The organism is Chitinophaga sp., from assembly GCF_017745275.1.
Lineage (GTDB): Bacteria > Bacteroidota > Bacteroidia > Chitinophagales > Chitinophagaceae > Chitinophaga.
In genome coordinates this window covers 237,510-257,772 of record NZ_JAGHZS010000009.1, presented here as the reverse complement: position 1 = coordinate 257,772, position 20,263 = coordinate 237,510, and the positions used below count along the sequence as shown (strand labels likewise).

At 47.8% G+C, this 20,263-nt stretch carries 12 protein-coding genes; all 12 read left to right on the top strand.

Features of this window, described 5'->3' with window-relative positions; all coding sequences use genetic code 11:
• Window positions 1-129 precede the first annotated feature (129 nt).
• Complete coding sequence (locus tag J7623_RS26120) at window positions 130-702, top strand: RNA polymerase sigma-70 factor (RefSeq protein ID WP_291926381.1); 573 nt, start codon at window positions 130-132, stop codon at window positions 700-702.
• Window positions 703-756: 54 nt separating this feature from the next.
• Window positions 757-1,812: a FecR domain-containing protein gene (locus tag J7623_RS26115; RefSeq protein ID WP_291926378.1), complete on the top strand. Its 1,056-nt coding sequence runs from the start codon at window positions 757-759 to the stop codon at window positions 1,810-1,812.
• 24 nt (window positions 1,813-1,836) lie between these two features.
• A complete protein-coding gene (locus J7623_RS26110; RefSeq protein WP_291926374.1) occupies window positions 1,837-5,037 on the top strand; it encodes a TonB-dependent receptor plug domain-containing protein in 3,201 nt (1,066 codons plus the stop codon).
• Window positions 5,038-5,040: 3 nt separating this feature from the next.
• On the top strand, window positions 5,041-6,516 hold the full coding sequence (locus J7623_RS26105) for a SusD/RagB family nutrient-binding outer membrane lipoprotein (protein WP_291926370.1): 1,476 nt from the start codon (window positions 5,041-5,043) through the stop codon (window positions 6,514-6,516).
• Between the two features lie 296 nt (window positions 6,517-6,812).
• A complete protein-coding gene (locus J7623_RS26100; RefSeq protein ID WP_291926367.1) occupies window positions 6,813-9,710 on the top strand; it encodes a SusC/RagA family TonB-linked outer membrane protein in 2,898 nt (965 codons plus the stop codon).
• 10 nt (window positions 9,711-9,720) lie between these two features.
• On the top strand, window positions 9,721-11,229 hold the full coding sequence (locus J7623_RS26095) for a RagB/SusD family nutrient uptake outer membrane protein (RefSeq protein WP_291926364.1): 1,509 nt from the start codon (window positions 9,721-9,723) through the stop codon (window positions 11,227-11,229).
• Between the two features lie 9 nt (window positions 11,230-11,238).
• Window positions 11,239-12,249, top strand: a complete 1,011-nt coding sequence (locus J7623_RS26090; protein WP_291926361.1) for a DUF4361 domain-containing protein — start codon at window positions 11,239-11,241, stop codon at window positions 12,247-12,249.
• A 27-nt stretch (window positions 12,250-12,276) separates the two neighbouring features.
• Window positions 12,277-13,323, top strand: coding sequence for a DUF5007 domain-containing protein (locus J7623_RS26085; RefSeq protein WP_291926358.1), 1,047 nt, complete (start codon window positions 12,277-12,279; stop codon window positions 13,321-13,323).
• A gap of 11 nt (window positions 13,324-13,334) precedes the next feature.
• The gene (locus tag J7623_RS26080; protein ID WP_291926356.1) at window positions 13,335-16,454 is read left to right on the top strand and encodes a SusC/RagA family TonB-linked outer membrane protein; all 3,120 of its coding nucleotides are present in this window, start codon (window positions 13,335-13,337) and stop codon (window positions 16,452-16,454) included.
• Between the two features lie 10 nt (window positions 16,455-16,464).
• Window positions 16,465-17,931, top strand: a complete 1,467-nt coding sequence (locus tag J7623_RS26075; RefSeq protein ID WP_291926353.1) for a RagB/SusD family nutrient uptake outer membrane protein — start codon at window positions 16,465-16,467, stop codon at window positions 17,929-17,931.
• On the top strand, window positions 17,928-18,638 hold the full coding sequence (locus tag J7623_RS26070; protein WP_291926350.1) for a fasciclin domain-containing protein: 711 nt from the start codon (window positions 17,928-17,930) through the stop codon (window positions 18,636-18,638). The genes J7623_RS26075 and J7623_RS26070 overlap by 4 nt, the downstream gene beginning before the upstream one ends.
• A gap of 10 nt (window positions 18,639-18,648) precedes the next feature.
• Window positions 18,649-20,256, top strand: coding sequence for a DUF5008 domain-containing protein (locus tag J7623_RS26065; protein WP_291926347.1), 1,608 nt, complete (start codon window positions 18,649-18,651; stop codon window positions 20,254-20,256).
• The last annotated feature ends 7 nt before the right edge of the window (window positions 20,257-20,263 follow it).

Sequence of the window (20,263 nt, the reverse complement as noted above, 5' to 3'; positions counted from 1 at the left end):
AAATTAAGAAAAAGCGGCAAGTATAACGTAATATGCGCCCGCATGGCTTCCGGGAGGGGCGAATAAAATATTGTAAAAAGTTGGCGGAGCATGCTTATATTGTGTAGACCAGAATTTTTATCAATCGCTATGGATGATTTGTTGCGTCGTATTCAGTACGAAGGTGACCAGGTGGCTTTCCGGGAATTTTACCTGGCACATGCGCCACAGCTGCTCGACTTCGCATTTGTGTACATAAAAAGCAAATTTATTGCGGAAGAAGTGGTGAACGATGTATTCATGAACCTGTGGCGTTCGCGGCAGCGTATTCATGAAATAGCGAATCTCCGTGTATATCTGTATGTAGGCGTACGCAATGGCATCTCCAGTTATTTTAGCCGCAATAAAGATTGGCAACATGTGGATATTGACACGGTACCGGAAGTATCGCTGGAGTTTACCACGGATCCGGAACAGCAGCTCATCACCGCGGAACTGCGTAAACGTATTGAAGGCGCGGTTGCCAGTCTCCCGCCCAAATGCCAGGTTATCTTTAAAATGATCAAAGAAGATGGACTTAAATACCGGGAAGTAGCGGAAATACTGAACCTATCTATTAAAACGGTAGAGAATCAGCTCACTATCGCCATCCGGAAAATCAGCGCGGAAATATATCTTTGCACCGGTGAACAGCGGAAAGCGGGGCAATTGTCCAAATTATAAATCCTTTTGGGGGTTTTTGCCGAAAACGGTGTCCTTGATACAGTAACTACATTAATGGAAGAAAGAATCGATTTATTATTAGCCAGGAAAATTTCAGGAGAGGCCACAGAAGCCGAGTTGCAGGAACTGCAGCAATGGCTGAAAGACCATCCTGAAGATGGTTTTGTGATGGAGGTGGTTAATGCAACACAATCAGTGCCCCCCGCTAACAGCGGGGAATGGGCCGGCAATAGCTGGGCCGCACTGGAAGCTGCCATGAATGCACCGGAAACTGCACCGGAGGCAACGCCTGCCGACACCCTGCCCCCAACCGGTAAAGTGACCCGCTTTTTCCCCCGCTGGATGATCGCCGCCGCGGTGTTAGCTGCCGTGGTTATTGCCGCCACTTTTATATTCCGTCCATCTCCGATAAAAAATAATATTCCCCATCCCGAAAGTAATACCATCGTAATGCGCAAGGGCGCCCGCTCCAGTGTGCAGCTACCTGATGGTACCACGGTTTGGCTCAACAGCAGCAGCCGTTTGAGCTACGGCGACGGATTCGCACATGGCAAACGGGAAGTATTTCTCCAGGGAGAAGCCTTCTTCACGGTAAGTCAGCAGGAACAACAACCATTTATTGTACATGCCGGCAATATGACGGTGCAGGTATTGGGGACCACCTTTAACGTGAAAGCCTATACGGAAGATCAGCAGCTGGAGCTGGTACTGCTGTCTGGTAAAGTAGCCGTAGCTACTACGAGGCAACCGGAGCCCCTGCAACTGGTACCCGGACAAAAAGTAACGGCCTGGTCGGCTACTGCTCCAGACAGCCTCCAACAGCAACCCATGACGGTAGCCGCTTTCGCTAACGGCAACTCCTGTGATGAAACCGCCTGGATACACAACCAACTTATATTTAAGAATAAAACATTTGCCGCGTTGTCAAAAGAAATGGAACGCTGGTACAATGTGAATATTCATATACAGGACGCTTCCCTTGAAAAAGAGTTATTCAACGGCGTCTTCCAGAAAGAGAATGTAACAGAGGCATTGAAAGCCCTGCAAATTGCAACACCATTTACGTTTTATCAATCAGGATCAGAAATATATATTAAGAAAGCAGGGTGATAATTATCCCAACCGCGTTCAGATATGAAGTCGCTTATAGTGATTTGCATGCTCATAGCTATGCTGGTAACCAACTATGCCACGGGACAGCAGAAATTCAGCTTTTCGTTCAAACAGGTCCGTATGGAAAAAGTACTGACCGCCATGGAAGAAAAGAGTGGATACCACTTTCTGTATAACAGCCGGTTGCTGCCTGTTGCGCCGGTGAGCCTGAAAGTACGGCATGTAACGCTGGCTGCCGCCCTTCACCGGTTGCTCGGGGATTCGCTGACCTACCGTATCCTCGACAATAAGCTCGTGGTGATTGCTGCGGCGGCCCCTTCTGCTGCAGCAACAGACACCTCCCGGCAAAATACAGCACCGGAACGTATTAAGGACCTGCACGAGGTGATGATCACGGCAATGGGCATACGAAAAGATTCCCGCGCTGTTGGTTATGCCCTCCAGGAAATAAAAATTGAAGGCACTGAAATGGTGAAGGCCCGTGAAGCCAACGCCTACAGCTCCCTCTTTGGTAAAGTAGCCGGCCTGGCCGTCAGCAATTCCCGCTACCTGTACAATGATCCGCAACTCTATCTCCGGGGGAAACAACCCCTCATTGTAGTAGATGGGGTACCCGTAAATTCTGACTCCTGGGATATTAACATAGAAGATATTGCTTCCATGGTGGTGCTCAAAAGCGCTGCTGCCGCTGCGTTGTACGGACAGGAAGGCGCACGTGGCGTGATCCAGGTCACTACAAAAAAAGGTAGTAGCGGCAGACGGGGCTTTGAAGTATCCATTAACTCCACTACGGAACTGCAGGGTAGCGCTGTAGCCATGCCCCATGCACAGCATAGTTACGGTCCCGGCGACTATTTTAAATACGCCTTCGTAGATGGAAAAGGTGGTGGTACCTACGACTACGACTATAACCTCTGGGGGCCCAGGTTTGAAGGTCAGCTGATCACCCAGTGGGATAGTCCACGCGATGCCAACGGGCAACTGGTCCCGCTGCCATGGGTATCTAAAAATGAACATAACCTGGAACACTTCCTTCGTACCGGCATCCTGGCTACGAATAACATCGCAGTAACCGGCAACAATGGAGAAGGCGATTTCCGCCTCTCCGTTACCCAAATGAATCAGCGGGGCAGTATTCCCAACACACATCTGGGTATCACCACTGCTATGTTATCCGGTGGATATATGCTGGGAAAAAAAGCCCGGGTGGAAGCACAGGTGTCGTACAACAAACAGTACGCGCCTAACTATCCGCAGATTTCATACGGACCTGAAAGCCCGATTTACGAACTGCTCATCTGGGGTGGCAGCAATTTTGATATCCGGGATCCCCATCTCCGGCAATACTGGTATCCGGGCAGAGAAGGCACGCAACAACGATGGGTGGAATATACCCGCTATAATAATCCCTGGTTCAATGCATATGAATATGAAAAGGCCTTTTATAAGGATGTATTAACCGGTTACACTACCTTGTCCTATCGGTTGAACGATCACCTGGATATGCAGCTGAAAACGGCCTATAACGGGTACTTTACTAACCAGCATACCAACTACCCTGTTTCGGGATTGTATTACGGCGCCGATTTTTACCAGGTGGGCGCCTACGCCGAATCCGGTAACCGGTATAGCCAGGTGAATAACTCGCTGTTGCTGAATCATACTGCCAGACTGGATACCAACTTTGCCTGGAAAACAACGTTGGGAGCCAATGTGCAGAATATACGTTATGAGAGCAACAGCGCACATACTTCAGGTGGACTGGTACTGCCGGGCATCTACAATCTTCAGAATTCCGTAAAGGCCATTGATAATGCTACCAATTACCGCGCGGCCCGGCGAATGCTCAGCGCTTTTTTTATGACAGACCTGAGCTATAAAAATTTCCTGTTTCTCGATGTATCCGGTCGGGTAGACCGCAACTCCAGTATGCCCTTGGAACGTGATACCTATTTTTATCCACAGGCCAGTTTAAGTGCGGTATTATCAGATGTGATCCCATTTCCGAAAGCCATTACTTTCCTGAAACTATCGGCTTCCATAGCGAAGCTGGGAGAGGGGCTCACATCTTCTATCTTACAAAATTATTCCCTGGAACAAACCTACGATAAAGGCACTACCTGGCAGGGTTTCCCTTCCGTCAATTATGCGGCCGACAATGTGCTGTATAGTAAAAATATCCGCCCCGAGTTTCATACTGTGTATGAGCTGGGAATGGATATACGATTGCTGCAAAACCGCTTGTCGCTCAAAACGCAGGCTTATAAAACTATTGACGGCCCCCAGATTTTTAATGTATCTATCTCTAATACCTCCGGCTATGGTTACCGGAAAGTGAACGGGCTGGTGACAGAAAGAAGGGGACTGGAATTAACACTGGAGGCGACGCCCCTGGAGACCCGGTACCTCACATGGAATATGGGGTTAAACTGGAGCAGCAACATCAGTTATCTCCGGAAGGTATATGATTCGCTGGCCAACTATATCCGCATAAAACCGGGAGAACGGGTGGATCAATTGTTTATTAATCCTTTTGAAAGAAATCCTGCTACCGGCGCTATCCTGTATCACAGCGACGGTACGCCCATCATCAATGACCAGGTGTATAAATTTGGAGGCTATGCCAACCCTGACTGGATCATGGGAACTACCCAAACGCTGAACTGGAAAAACATATCGTTGACCCTGGAATTTGATGGCAGCTTTGGAGGAAAAATTTTCAACCTGCTGGATTATAAAATGTGGCAGTCGGGTGCCCATCCGCAATCGGATAATGAATACCGTTACCAGGACTGGCTGCATCGCAATGATCCCAATTATAAAGGTACACGTATAGGCGTTGGCGATAGAGTGGTGAGCGGGGAAGTAAAGTATGATGCTAATGGAAAAGTGATTTCTGATACCCGGACATTTGCGCCGAATACCACGCCGGTGCTGGAGCAAAACTGGGCAAATAGTTATGAAACTGCCGATGAGCGCAGGTACCAGAGTAAAACGTATTTCAAGTTGCGGGGGATGACTTTTACTTATCGTTTAGCCCCGGCCGTTATAAAAAAGATAAAAGGACTGAGTGCCGCCAGTGTATCGGTGGTGATGCGTAACCTGGTGTACTTTGCCCCCTTGAAACAAATAGATATGGATCACTGGTCGTATAGCTCAGAAAGTGAATTGGAAGAACCATCGATGAGGAGTATTGGCTTTAATCTCAATATTAAATTCTGACTTATGCAACGTTTCGCCTGGTTATTACTGTTGTTGCTGGCAGGTTGTGGGAAGATGGAAGACCTCCGTAAGAATCCCAATAAAGCAACCATTGCCCAGCCGGGAGTGATATTTTCCGGTATTGCACAATCGATGTTTGTGCAGCCCTGGGGTGACGCGCAACGTAGTTCCCAATACCATTGTATTACGTATAGCTATTACGGTAACCAGAGCTATAGTTTTGGCGCCGCCAGCTTTTATTACAATGTGCTCAGGAATGTAGATCAGCTCGTGAAAGAAGCGCGGCGTAACGGAACTGATGCTATGCGTCCTTACTATGCATTGGCCGATTTTATGCGGGCCTGGTTTTATATCAACATGACGGTGCAAACAGGTGATATTCCTATGAGTGAGGCTATGAAGGCAGAACAGGGAATAGACCGGCCGGTGTACGATGCGCAACGCGATGTATACCTGCAGTGTTTACAATTGTTGCAGCAATCGCAGGATACATTGGCAAAGCTGAACAGCAGCGGGAATTACCGTATCGAGGGTGATTTTTTCTTCAAAGGAAATCTGAAGCAGTGGCAGAAAATAGTGAATGCTTTCCGGCTGCGGGTATTAATTAGTTTGAGTAATAAGGCCAGTGATGCCGAACTGAAAGTAAAAGAAAATTTTAATGCCATCCTGCAATTGCCCTTGCCGGAAAGTAATGCGGATAACCTGGAAATTGTTTACAGTACGGCAGAGTTGAGCAATTATTATCCCGCCTATTCGCTCACACCGGAAGCCAGCGCCAAACGTAATCCCCTGGGAGCTACCTACGTAGACCTGTTAAAGACTTTCCGGGACCCGCGTTTATTGGTAGTAGGTATGCCGGCGGCGATCAATGGCAATGACAGTATGGCCGTGCATAACTTCGACGCTTACAGGGGCGCATCTACCGGCACGTTGCAGGGAGCGTTGAATGATTCTGCCAGCAAAGGATATTTTTCGTTGCCTGATTACCGTTACTGGTTCTCTTCCCCGGTGGGGCATCCTACCGTGTTGCTGGGATTTCCGGAAGTGAATTTTACGATAGCAGAAGCCATTAACCGGGGTTGGGTAAATGGTAAAGATGCTGCCGCATATTATCGGGCTGGTATTACTGCCAATATGCAATATTATGAAATACCTGCGGTGAGCATAGAGCAGTACCTTGCGCAGCCGCTGCTACAATATGCCGGCAATAATGCAGCCGGGTTCACACAGATCCTGCAACAGAAATACCTGGCCTTCTTTCAGCAGTCGGGCTGGGAAGCATTTTATAATCAACGCAGAACCGGTATCCCGGCTTTTGCAATAGGTCCTGCTAATCAAAATCATGGTCTCATCCCCAGGCGCTGGATTTATCCCGCATCTGAAACTATTGATAACCTGGATCATCTTACTGCAGCGTTGCAAAGACAATATAACGGCGCCGATAATATTAACGGCGTGATGTGGTTATTACAACAATAGCGTCATCTGCATCATTTTTTCCGGAGGAAACCCGCCGAAGATCTCCCCTTGCGGCGAATGTGCCCCTTTTTTTCCGGGTCATCGAAAAATATTTTAATTCCCTTTTGGGGGTATTTGTAAAAATCTGTCTCCCTTATATATCGACCTGGTTTTTATCAATCAAGCGGACAGTGAACAATATTTAAACAGTTAGAATTTTACATAACGCGATAGTGACTGACTCCGCCCTGGCGGGGCCTGCCTGGCCTGTTATTGCATTTACATTTTTTTATACCGGATAAATTTTATGTAGCCTGATGATTTCACCTTTACCTTTTAACCGGCTCAGTATCTTACTACTACTGGCAGGAATGCTCCGGACGCAGGCCGTTAACGCCCGGCAAACACCCGCTGATTCTTTGTATAAGCGTACGGTGTGGAAGAATACCGCCTTCTTTCCACAGGGAAAAGATACGCTGCCTTATCGTACCGTCAGGGCATTACCATATATGTACACCGGGCAACTGCTGGAGGGCAGGATTGCCGGTGTAAGTGTGATGCGTAATTCCGGCGAACCGGGTGTAGCGCCATTGCCCGTTATCCGTGGCCTGGCAACACCCATAGGGCAGTACAAAGATGTGTACAGCAACCGTCCCATGTACGTAGTAAACGGGGTGCCTTTAATCAGCAGCAATAATCCCTATGCCCTGCGTATTAAATCGTCTGATTTTACAGACATCGGCAGCGGGATTGAAGTAGATGCGTTACCGGATATGAACAATATCCAGGAAGTACACGTACTCAAAGGTCCCGAAGCAGTGGCGATTTACGGCAGTAAAGCCGCTAATGGCGCCATTGTGATTACTACTACGGATCCGGAAACAGGCAAGTATCATATTGGTGTAAACCTGTATGGTGGCGTGGCGGTGAAACCAGCCATCAACACCGCTAATGGCAGCTACCAGCGCGATTTGTTGCTGCCATTTTATAACCAGTATGCCACACCCGCCCAGTGGAAAAATTTCCCGGCTTATCTCGCCGACTCTACGCGGTCGCTTTATTTTGGTCCCGCTAACTGGGATGATATTTACTATCGAAATGCCTTCCAGCATGGCGTAGGACTGAGCATCGCAGGTGGTACTAACCGCGCCAGTTTCCGCTTCGGAGTAGGTGAACGTACAGAGAATGGGGTAGCCGATCACAGCGCGTTGCACCGGTATAATGTGTTTTATGATATGAGCATTATACCTGTTGAACAACTCACTATCAACACTTATGTGCAGGCACTAACCGCAAAGCGTAACCGTAATAATAATATACTCGATCGCCTCGCGGAAGAAGAATATTATACCAACCAACAGTACCCGTTATCACCGAATAAATACTATCTGCAACAATACTATCAACTCCTGGATGGCAGTGTAGACCGGAACCTCGCGAATGCGGCCCAGGCGATTATTGATGTAAAATACCGGTTGTGGCGTACCCTGAGCATACATACACAGGGATCTATTGATTACAACGATAATAACCGCGACCTGTTTGTGCCGGCCTCGGTGAATGATGGCAATAGTTATAACTCGCTCTTTACCGGTGTTAACAGGCGGCTGCGCTGGAATAACTTCCTCGCCTACGATAGAAAGGAATTACACCTACAGGTAGGACAAACATTGGAGGAAGACCAGTTGAAATATGATTATATGCGTGCTTACCGCGGCCCTTCTGATTTTATCAAGATACCCGAAGTCAGCACGGACAGCTCTTTCTGGATCACACATGGCAAAGAATTAACGTATCCGTATAAAGATTACCAGCGGCAGCGCACCTTATCTTTTTATGGCAATGCATCTTATAAATGGCTGGATAAATATAGTGCCACTGCTTCTTTACGCAGCGATGGTTCTTCTTTCTTCGGCAATGGTTACTGGTGGAGTATTTCACCGGTAGTATCGCTGGGTTGGGATATGAAGAAAGAAAACTGGCTGCATACCGCTGGTGCTATTGATGCGCTGCAGCTCAATGTTAGCGCGGGTCGTACGGCCAGGATGCTGGCGGAAGACATGTATGGTTACGGACCTTATTATACCGTAGGCATCGGCTGGACCGGCGCCGGAAAAGTTTCTACCTATGCCTCTATGCCAACGTTAGGCATGCCTTACGGCGACGGCTACACGGGTGGTGGTATAAAATCGCCTTATGATGAACATCTCAGTGTAGGCGTAACCGCTACTGCCTTTAAACATTTCAATGCTTCATTAACCGCTTATTCCCGTACCAGCAAAGGATTGCTGATAGCGGTTCCGGTAGATGCCACCTACGGGTTTTCCAATAAAATAGTGAATGGAATGGGTGTGCGCAACAGTGGTATTGAGCTGGGGCTGCAGGGAAATTTCAGGTTGTCGGATGACCTGTATTGGTCTACCGGCATCATCATGTCATACAACCGCAATAAACTGCTGGAGTTACCGGAAGGCCTTAGCAGCATTAACTATGGACAACGTCATCTTGAAGTGGGTAAACCGATAGATCAATTCTGGCTGTTACAAAATGAGGGCATCTACAAAAATGATAATGAAATCCCGGTATCCGACAGAGGGAAACCGCTTACTTATAATGGCCTGACGCTGCATGCCGGCGATCCGCGCTGGAAGGATGTAAACGGCGATTATGTGATTGATGATAAAGACCGCGTGATGCAGGGACATATCACACCGCCGCTGCGTGGTGGATGGAATAACACCCTTCGTTATAAAAAATGGACCCTGGATGTTTCGTTTTCTTATGCACTGGGCAACCAACTGCTGAACAGTGCTGTAGCGAATCGTTTCGACTTTGCCAACCGCGAAGGCGCAGAAGGCCTGGCGGGTGTGAAAGAAGTTACCTTCTGGCAACAGATTCCAAATGCAGATAAGTATCCGCGTTACAATCCCTGGAGCCTGGTAAAACCTTACCAGCCGGAGCAAACATTGTTTTATGAAAAAGCCTCCTGGCTGAAGCTGCAGGCGCTTACGCTGAAACACGATCTGGCAGGATATGGTTTTGTGAAAGGCACCGCCCTGCGCAAGCTGCAGGCTTATGTAACCGCGTCCAATGTATTTACCTGGTCGCCGTATACTGGTGGCGATCCATCGCTGGTAGACTACTTTGGTTACAGCAGCGGATATGCGCAACCGTTACCCCGCACTTTCACCATTGGCATCACTGCAGATTTTTAAAATATTCTACATGACAACACTTCGTTTACCTATAAAAGTGTTACTGGTAGCAGCTATGTTGACTGCTTCCTGTAAAAATACGCTGGAGGTGAGTCCTACTCACCTGGTGCCGGAAAAAAATATGTGGACTACCAGGAATGATGCGCGTTCTGCGGTATTTGCCACCTATGGTTTATTTCGTGCAGCGCTGGCAGATAACAACGCCTACCTTGTATATGGAGAGCTGCGTGCCGGCGACTTCAAAAGCGCTGTACGCACAGATCTGAGCGCAGTGACTACCAACCAGCTCAATGCTTCATCGGCTACCCTGGAAGGCTGGAAAAGCTGGCGCCGTTTTTATGCAGCCATCGCACAAGCCAATTTATGCCTGGAGAAATTAGCGTTGGTACATGAACACGACTTCCGCTACACACCGGAAGAGATGAAGCTGGATATTGCACAGGTACGCTTCCTGCGCGCCCTCACTTATTTCTACCTGGTACGTATCTGGGGAGATGTACCGCTGCTCACCAATACCGGTGATGGCAACTTTACGCCCGTAAAAAGAGAACAACAGGATAAGGTGCTGGAGCAGGCCATGCTGGATGCGCAAACCGCATTAAAAGACTTGCCCTGGAGTTATTACGGTACTTCACCGGAGTTATTGTCTAATTACTGGGGACAACCCGGTAACATCTGGCAGGGCGTTATCGGCAGCAAGGGCGCGGCTTATGCTTTACTGGCACATATTTCAGCATGGAAAGGCGATTATCTCTCTGCCGAAAGATATGCACACACTGCCATGGACAATAAAGCACGTGGTGGCTACAACCTGGTGGATGTAAGCACCCTGACAGGTTCCGCTGATGCCAGTACTTTTAGCGGACAGGGAGCAAATGTGATTTTTGCACTGCCGTTTAAAAACATTTACCAGGAGTCGTCCGGGAGCGGACATATTGAAGACTGGACCCTGGCAGATCCCTATATATCGCGGGTTACGCCGGATATCTATGTTCCCAGCGACAGCATATTGAAGATATTTAATGAACCCAATGACAGCCGTTACAAAGTAGGCACGGATGGTATTGCCACCGGCAATTATTTCGCAGGATTTGGTAACCCCGTTCCCATGTTCACAAAAATCAGGATGCCGGGTATTACAGGAGTGGATCCGCTACGCCTGTTTCAATCGGCCATCGTTGTTTTCCGCTATGAAGAGCTGGTGCTGCTGCGTGCAGAAGCTTTGCTGTTTCTCGGTAAGAACGAGGATGCCACTTTCCAGTTGAATGCAGTGAGGGCACAACGCAATTTGCCCGATTTCAAAACAGGCAACCTTGCCAATGCTATCCTGGCAGAAAGAAGAAGGGAGTTGCTGGGAGAAGGATGGCGCTGGTACGACCTCGTACGCTTTGAAAAACTTACCACCTATACCAGCTTTAAGCCGGCAGATATTGCCCGGGGAGCGCAGTGGTGGCCGGTATCCAAAGACGTGCTGTCGTCCGGAAAAGAAATTACACAAACCAAATTCTGGCAACAATAATCATACATTATGCAGGGAAAAATCAGCGTTGTTTTATTGCTGCTCTGTTGTGTAGTGCTAGCGTCCTGTAAAAAAGACAATACCTACCGGCAGGCACTACCACCACAGAATTATACCGGTACCGTATACGAATACCTGCGGTCGAAACCCGGCAACTTCAAAGATGTGTTACAGGTACTGGATCGCAGTGGTCTCGGTCAGTTATTGAAAACAGATACGATAACCATTTTTGCACCGACAGATCAGAGCCTGAAAGCTGCTTTGGACAATTACAATGTATATCGTCAGGCGGCACAGCAACCACCTGTTACACTCAATGATATCGACTCTTCTTCCTGGCGCGCCATCATGGGGAACTATCTTTTCTCCGGAAGCTGGCGTAGTAGTGATTTTGCCGGGCAAGATGGGAAAATACTGGTCAGTAAAGCACTGCGGGTAATGGACCTGCGCCTCGTGAATCGCCGCGCCGCCGGCGTAGAAGGACTGGGGTCAGAAGTAGTACGACTTTCTCATATGAATGGATCCCGCTTTGTGAAGTATTGGGTATCTGCTTATGCTACCACTGCAGAAATTAAAACAACGAACGGAATGGTGTACGTGCTGGAACCCGGTCACGTAGTGGGCTTTAATACTTTCTTTGGTAAAGCCAGTGAGTACCAGAACCTGTATGCTGAACAGAAAATTTTTGCAGATGGTGCTGCCACATTACCCAATGGGAACATTCAATTATGGAACTTCTATCCAAAGAAGTTAACCGCCATTGACGCCAATACCGTAGAAACAGAAATGGCCAACCGGTTGAGCAGTAATTACCTGATGCGCCTTACCGTAAATACGGACAACACAGTGACGATCACTGCTGCTCCGGGTTCTCCGACACAGGACATTCATAACAAAGGCGCCTGCTATTTTGATCAGACAGCCAGCCTGTTTAACCTGAACTATACCTACACAGATACGAATGGTAAAACCTACGAAGTAGCCGAAGTGATTCGCTACATCGCTATCAGGGAGCAATAAATAATATAAACGACAAATGTTTTTCAGATGAAATGGCAAGATTATTTAAAATGCGCACTGGTAGTGACCATCACCGCTACTGCCTGTAAAAAACTGCCTGAGAAAAAAGACTATCTCAGTAACAACGCCAACTTTAATAAGAAGGATGTATATGAGCCGGTATTGGGTCGTACAATGCTGGAGCTCACACAATTCAGCCCTGACGGATCTACTTACCCGATGGTCTTTTCTATTGAAAACGCCCGGGACCTTGGCAGCGGCAAGCCCGCAGCCGAACTCTTTACACCATTGAAAGTAAAAGAATGGCAGCGGGACTATACCGGCCTTGAAAAATCACTCGATGAAATTGAAGCCAAACGGGTATGGGTAAACGCTCCTTTCCTGGAGATACGCAAAGGATCCGGCGATTTCATCTTCCGTAGTGCCCCCTCTTCTATGATCAAAACCTACCCGGATAGCGGTTATGCGTTTGACGTGAAAATTATGAATAAAGGCAATGCACGTATCATCAGGGATTTTAAACTACGTCCATTGAAAGAGGTGCCTTATGAGCCATATGAATATGATAAGTATACCCGTCAGCGCAGGCAGGAAAGCCGGCAGCATCCCAATGGTCCGGGTTACCAGGTACCATATACCATCCATCCTAATTTCATGCAGAACTTAATATATGCTAAGGATAGCCTGATGCGGGACACCCTGGTATCTGTTTATTTTAATAAAACCAGCGAGTCTGGACATTCGCTCACGTTTAAGTTCCTCGATGAAAACCTGAAACCCATGAACCCGGCATTGTTTAACAACACCAAATGGGATCAGCTGGTGCACGGCTTTAACCGGAAACAAACAGATAGCAGCGTGGTGTACGACGTGGCATATCCCATCCCGCTTACAGGGTTGACTACACCATATGCATCCAATGGCATGGCTAACTGCCAGTTTGGATATAGCCGCAAAGGTTATGGCGGTAACCGGGTAGATGCTTATTTCGGTTTGAGTTTCGCCATCTATGAACCCGGCGACTGGTCCATCACCTTCTATTTCCGCCGGAATCCCATTTTCAATGACGATTAAACAACGCCTTTATGAAATTATATATACAAGTACTATTACTACTCTTTTTTATTAGAACAGCAGTAGTGGCACAGGATAAAACGATACCAGTGAAAGGCCGGGTGTCGTCGTCTGTGGATCGCAGTGCATTGCCGGGAGTATCTGTATTGTTACATACTCCTGGTGCTAAGCCCAAAGCAATCGGTGTAACAGACGCTAATGGGGAATTCAACATCAGAGTAGCCGCTGATGCCAGGCTGGAATTGCGTTTCATTTCATTTGAACCGCTGTTGATATCGGTGAATAACCGGGCCACTATCAATATCTCCCTGAAACCTTCTTCTACTTCGCTGAAGGAATCGGTGGTGGTAGGTTACCAGAAGCGCACCAAGGAAACAGTAACGGGGTCGGTTACACGTATTACGGCTAAGGAAATACAGGATGTGCCGGTTTCCAATATTGAGCAGTTGATGCAGGGTCGTGTAGCAGGGCTGAATATCCAGCAAACTACCGGTGCACCTGGCTTCCGTGGATCTGCCTCTATCCGGGGTTTATCGCAGGTAATGGTAAAAGGTGGTGGCAGCGATGCCTACCTGACGCCACAATCGCCGTTGTACGTAATCGACGGGGTGCCTGTGGATGCGAATGCCGGCTATGAATATGGCTTTCAGTCCAACGGCCCGGGTACCAGCCCTTTGTCGCTTATCCCACCGGAAGACATAGAAACCATCGACGTGATGAAAGATGCGGAAGCTACCTCGTTGTATGGCTCGCGCGGTGCCAACGGGGTGATCGTGATCACTACCCGCCGTGGACAATCGGCGGTACCTGTTATCCGCTACGCTGGTAATATGTTCATCAACTTCCCGCCTTCCCTGCGTAACACCATAGGAGGCAAGTCTGAGCGCGATTACCGGATAGGCATGATCATGAATACCCTGAATGAAGATGAGATCAACCGTATTTCCAAAACGCCTTTCCTGGCAGATAGTCTTAATCCCTTCTTCAATAATTCTACCAACTGGCAGGATATCTATTACCAGGTGACCTACAACCAAACACATAACGTATCCGTGAGTGGTGGAGATCAGAAGCTGAACTATAAAACCAACGTCAACTTCTACAATGAACGTGGAGTGATTAAAAATACCGGGTTTGACCGTTATTCTCTTAACCAGAATATCAACTTCAATCCCAATCCCCGCCTGCAGGTATCTGGCTACCTGGCCGCCGGGTTAGGTAAGAAGTTAAAAGGCAGTGGCAATGGTTTAACAGATGTAGGCGCCGGAAAGAATTATACCTCTTCGCTATTGCCGGGACCTTCCTACTTTAACAACGTAGGACATTTCACCGGTGCGATGATGAACAAAAACGATACACGTACCTATAACATCCGTACCTATCTGAACATCATGTATGAGCTGCTGCCACATATCCAGTTGTCTACCAATACCAGTTACGACTATACGGCGGACCAGGAAGATACATTTACGCCGGCATTGGCAAACTCTGAAATGCCCAAGGTATACGGGTTTACAGGACGTACCAATAACCTGTATAACCGTACAGCGATTAACTACAATCGGATTTTCAATGGCAAGCATACCATTTTAGGCGCTGTTTTTTCTGAGGCTACTATTGCGCAGGGACAAACAAAAGTGTTGAACCTGCAAAATGCGCCCAACGATTACTACCATGGTCCGCTGGGCTTTAGCACTTACTATTCCGGCGTAACAGGTATCCCTGCAGCAGGTGGATTTTCAGAAATTCATACAGTGGCATTAGCCGCTAACTTCAGCTATGACTATGATAAAAAATATGTCATTAACCTGAACTATCGCATGGATGGTAATTCTTACTCCGGTGTGAAGGAACGATGGGCAAAGAATCCATCTATTGGTGTGCGTTACAATTTCAATAAAGAGAAGATACTGGAAAACCTGGAGTGGCTGGACTTCGGTGACTTACGTTTCAGCTATGGTATCAACCTGCGACCCAGTACCAATATCTACGCGTCGCTGGGATGGTATGATGTTGTGGGCAACTACAACGGTGTAACCCGTATTTCTCCGCACCTGGGACAGATGCCGAACCCATCCCTGAAACCGGAAAAGGTGGAGCAGTATAACTATGGATTTGACATGAGTGTTTTCAAAGGAAGAATAGGAATTACCTTCGACGCCTATACGAAGACCGTGTACAATATGTTGTACACCCGCGATCTGCCTACTTCTACCGGTTTTGCTACCACTACTACCAATGACGCTTCGTTATACAATTATGGTTATGAAGGTAGTATTACCTTCCGGCCGTTTAAGACCCGGGAAGACTTTAGCTGGAGTATCAGTTTGAATGCGGCTATTAACCGTGATGTGTTATTGTCGTTGCCCGGTGGCGCCACGCAGATGTTATCAGACGATGGGTCTATGATTAACCGCGTGGGTTATGGCGCCTTGTCTAATTACCTGTATGTAACGCAGGGCGTGTACCGCACGGATGCCGATGTACCGGTAGATCCGATCACGGGGTATCGTTACAGCAACGGCAAAAACGGCTACTACAAAGCAGGTGACGTGAAGTTCCTGGATGTGGATGGCAACTATGTGACTGATGGTACTGACCGACAGGTAGCGGGTTCTCCGATATCCAGAATCACTGGTGGTTTCAACTCTTTCCTGACTTATAAGGGCTTTAGCCTGAATTTCAATGGTACCATCCTGTTCCAACGGAAAGTAGTGAACAGCGCCTTGTATGAGCGGATGGTGAACCTGCGCTCTCCGTACGATGAGGGTACACTGGTAAACCTGGGTGATCTCAATTACTGGACACAACCCGGAGATGTATCGAGGTATCCCAACCCGTATGATTATAAATCAAAGGCGGATGCTTACCGGGAATTACAAACGCTGTTCCAGGAAGATGGCAGTTATATCAAGATCAACGCCATCACCGTGGGCTATTCTGCAAAGCGGAAATGGATTTCCAGGTATCATATGAATGCACTTCGTTTCTACACTACCGTTACAAATCCGTTTATGTTCACCGGCTACACCGGGCCTAACCCGGAAGCGGTAACAGAGCTGGGGCGCGACCGGCTGGATAGTTATCCGATTGCGAGAACCTTATCATTTGGTTTAAATGTGGAATTTTAAAAATCAGGGTATGAAGCGTACTATTTATATAAGTCTGATCATGATGGTGCTGCTGACCACCGGCAGCTGTAAGAAATTCCTTGAAGTGTCACCGCCGGATCGTATGAGTGATGCCGCTTTCTGGAAAACAAAAGGAGATGTGGAATCTTCCATTGCTAATGCGTATGGTTTTATATTCGATATCCTCACTAACGGGCCATATGTGCCGTGTAATGGGGACATACGGGCAGGAGAATTTAATCCCAATGGTTTTGATGTATTTGCCGCAATTGCTGCACAGGATCTGACTAATACCAGTCGTCTTTCCCGGTATAACATGAATAAGCTGAGCGACTGGTACCCGTTTTACCAGTCTATTGCTGCCTGTAACATCAACCTGGTAAGAGTGCCGGGGGTGAAGGCGCTTTCGGCTACGGAGATTAAACAGTACCAGGCGGAGCTTCGCTTTGTCAGGGCATTTACCTATTTCTATATTTCCCGGATTTATGGAGATGTACCACTATATGTGGAAGCGTATGATCAGCGTCCTTTGCCGCGCACACCGATGATTGAGGTGCTGAAGTTTTGCCTGGCAGAAATGGATGCAGTAAAGGATGATTTACCCTGGCAATATGAAGAACCCTCCAAGTGGGGGGTACGCGCAGCCAGGGGCGCCGTATACGCGCTTATCGCGAATGTAAATATGTGGGCAGCCGGTTTTGATAAAGCAAATCAACAACAATACTGGAAGAATGCCGCTGCTGCCATTAAATCCATCTATGATTCCAATGCCTTCGAATTATTGCCAATAGAAGATTTCCGGAAAATTTTCAAGGGCCGTACCAAAGAAAGTTTGTTTGAGTTTTCGGTAAATGCCAACTACGGCACCACTACCCGTTATGTGAGCATTGGCCAGTGGACGCTGCATTCGCCGTTGGTATTTGATTACGCCAACAGCGACTGTTATTTCGATGCCGATTATCTCAAACGTATTTTCCCGATAGATGCTGCAGATAAGCGCCGCGACTTGTGGTTCTTTTCTCCCTATGCTAATAATACCAGTGCCATGTTTGTAAAGTACAGCAATGTAGTGAACAAGGTGACTTCTACCTCCTGGCTGCTGGATGATGACCTGATTATTTTCCGTTACGGTGGAGAACTGTTATTAGGTGCTGAAGCCCTGGCCAACCTGGGACAGGATGCAGCAGCCATCCAGTTATTAAACGTAGTGAGAAAACGTGCCGGCGCTCCCAACTACAGTGGCGGTGGAGGTGATGCGCTGAAGGATTTTATTTTCCTGGAGCGCCAGCGGGAACTGATAGGAGAAGGCATACGCTGGTATGACCTGGTACGCACCGGCAGGGTGACAGATCCTACCCAATGCAAAAGCTGGCTTACCCCTGAACAGTTTAGCCGTGGTGGCTGGACCTGGCCTATAGATGGGAAAGCGCGTAATAATAATCCTAACATCACCTTAAACACTTACTGGATAAAATGATGACGGCAACACAATCACTTAAAAGAACAGGCTGGGGGATAGGATGGCTCCTGCTATTGCTGGCAGCCGGCTTCAGCGCCTGTAAAAAGGATTACTATAAAGATTCCGGTTTACAGCAAGGAAAGTTTGCCGGCTCCAGTTTTGAATACCTGCAAACCAAACCTTATTACTTTGATACGGTAGTGACTATCCTGCAACTGGCAGGCCTGGAGCCCGTGTTGCGAGATTCGTCGGTTACTTTCTTTGCCCCTACCGACTACTCCGTAAAAGTGGCCATGAATATCATCAACTCGGAGCGTTACAATAAGTTCCAGGACTCGCTGAAGCTCCAGGAAGTACCTGGTGAGGTATGGCGGAAGTTTTTGTCGCGCTACATATTCCGGGATAAGTATATGTTGAAAGATGTACCCCGCTATGATCCTGATCAGCGTGAATTATTTCCCGGCATGAACATGGAATCCTGGCAGGGCTATGTGATGAACCTGGGTGTTATGTTTTCTGATTATAACGGTACGCATGATGTAGGGCCCCGTAGTTTGCTGCTGAGGGATATCGGAGACCTGGGCAATCCGCAGGACATTGGCGCCAAAATAGCCAGTTCTGATATGCAAACGAGGAATGGTATTGTGCATGTGCTGAACTCCGATCATATACTGGGATTTAACCCCTTTGCTTTCGCCTCGCTGGTGAAGGAATATTTAAAGTAACGTATTTATCATGAGGAACATACAAAAACTTTCGCTGTGGAGTAGTGCATGCCTGTTGCTGTTATACACTGCCTGCAAAAAAGATAATTATACCGGGAAAGATCCTTATGCCAACGCCAAAGAGCCGTTGAATATAAAGATCGATAAATCGGCTGCTGCGCCGGCATCCGGTGCCATTGGTGCTACCGTGACTATTAACGGGAGCGGTTTCCTGAAGTACAAAGACAGCGGCATGGTCATCAAATTTAATGATGTGCCGGGCCAGATTACAGCGGTTACCGCATCCAGTATCACTGCTACCGTTCCTGACAATGCCAGCACCGGTATCATTTCATTAACGGTGCAACGGCAATTATTTGCAGGACCTAATTTTCGTGTAATCGGCCCTGTTAGTATTGACCCCAATTTTCATGCGGTACCGGGTGCATCCGACAATGTGATTAACACCATTACGTTTGTACCAGGAGGGAAATACCTGGTGGGTGGTAGCTTTACTGATTATGATAATTCCGGCGCCAGGAATGGCTACCGTAGCCTGGCGCGTATTAACGCAGATGGTACGGTGGATCGCGATTTTAAAGTGGGAAAAGGCATATCAGGTACTGTAAACAGTATGGTAGTACAGGCATCCGGCAAATACATTATTGCCGGTGATTTCAATAACTACAACGAACGCTTTAAAAGCGGGTATGTCAGCAATATTGTACGGTTGAATCCAAATGGCATGTATGACAGTACCGTTATTGTAACGCCATTGGGCAACCATGATACCATACCGGCACTGAACGTTTACCTGGACGGGGCCATTACTAAAGTACTGCAAACACCGGATAGTGGTAAGCTGGTGCTGATAGGAGGGTTTAAATATTTTATGCGGAGAAACTATGCGGGTATTACTGCGGATGGTAAGCGGGACTCTATCCTGGTAGACAGCATTCGCATGGAAGGTATCATGCGGTTGAATGAAGACGGCAGCTTTGACTCCACCTTTAATTTTGATGCCGGCCGTCGCCGCAGCTACGAAGGTCCCAACGGATACATCAGTACGGCCATGATACAGGCAGATGGTAAAATCATGCTGGCAGGCAGCTTTAGCCGCTTTCATGGTCAGTTGACCGGCAGCGTGGCCCGGTTAAACCCGGATGGAGAAATAGATCCCGGCTTCAATACCGGTGCAGGGCCGGATGATAAGGTCACCGTTGTTTCTCCACTGAAAGATGGCCGTTACCTGGTCGGTGGTATGTTCTCAAAAGTCAATGGAAAAGAAGCACACCGCGTAGCGGTATTAAATCCCAATGGTTCGTTGTATGACGGTTTCAGCGTGGGCACCGGACCTGAGGCGGGGCCCGGCGGTATACCATCTTCCGCCATCCAACTGAAAAATGGAAAGATATTCCTGGGCGGCGTATTCGAAACGTTTTCCGGTGTGAAACGCGGAGGTACCGTGATCCTGGATGAAGATGGGAAAATGAGTAAAGGGTATAACTCGATGGGAGCGCTCAACGGCTTGATCCTGGATATGATCAATATACCGAATGGTAATGGCGCCATCATGGTTGGCCAGTTTACCCAGTATGACATGCTGCCACTGAACCGTATTATGTTACTGCGATATTAATAGCTAT

Bases quoted from the DNA above. Each gene is read 5' to 3' on its own strand.
- J7623_RS26120 (WP_291926381.1), top strand. From the start codon at position 130: ATGGATGATTTGTTGCGTCGTATTCAGTACGAAGGTGACCAGGTGGCT.
- J7623_RS26115 (WP_291926378.1), top strand. From the start codon at position 757: ATGGAAGAAAGAATCGATTTATTATTAGCCAGGAAAATTTCAGGAGAG.
- J7623_RS26110 (WP_291926374.1), top strand. From the start codon at position 1,837: ATGAAGTCGCTTATAGTGATTTGCATGCTCATAGCTATGCTGGTAACC.
- J7623_RS26105 (WP_291926370.1), top strand. From the start codon at position 5,041: ATGCAACGTTTCGCCTGGTTATTACTGTTGTTGCTGGCAGGTTGTGGG.
- J7623_RS26100 (WP_291926367.1), top strand. From the start codon at position 6,813: ATGATTTCACCTTTACCTTTTAACCGGCTCAGTATCTTACTACTACTG.
- J7623_RS26095 (WP_291926364.1), top strand. From the start codon at position 9,721: ATGACAACACTTCGTTTACCTATAAAAGTGTTACTGGTAGCAGCTATG.
- J7623_RS26090 (WP_291926361.1), top strand. From the start codon at position 11,239: ATGCAGGGAAAAATCAGCGTTGTTTTATTGCTGCTCTGTTGTGTAGTG.
- J7623_RS26085 (WP_291926358.1), top strand. From the start codon at position 12,277: ATGAAATGGCAAGATTATTTAAAATGCGCACTGGTAGTGACCATCACC.
- J7623_RS26080 (WP_291926356.1), top strand. From the start codon at position 13,335: ATGAAATTATATATACAAGTACTATTACTACTCTTTTTTATTAGAACA.
- J7623_RS26075 (WP_291926353.1), top strand. From the start codon at position 16,465: ATGAAGCGTACTATTTATATAAGTCTGATCATGATGGTGCTGCTGACC.
- J7623_RS26070 (WP_291926350.1), top strand. From the start codon at position 17,928: ATGATGACGGCAACACAATCACTTAAAAGAACAGGCTGGGGGATAGGA.
- J7623_RS26065 (WP_291926347.1), top strand. From the start codon at position 18,649: ATGAGGAACATACAAAAACTTTCGCTGTGGAGTAGTGCATGCCTGTTG.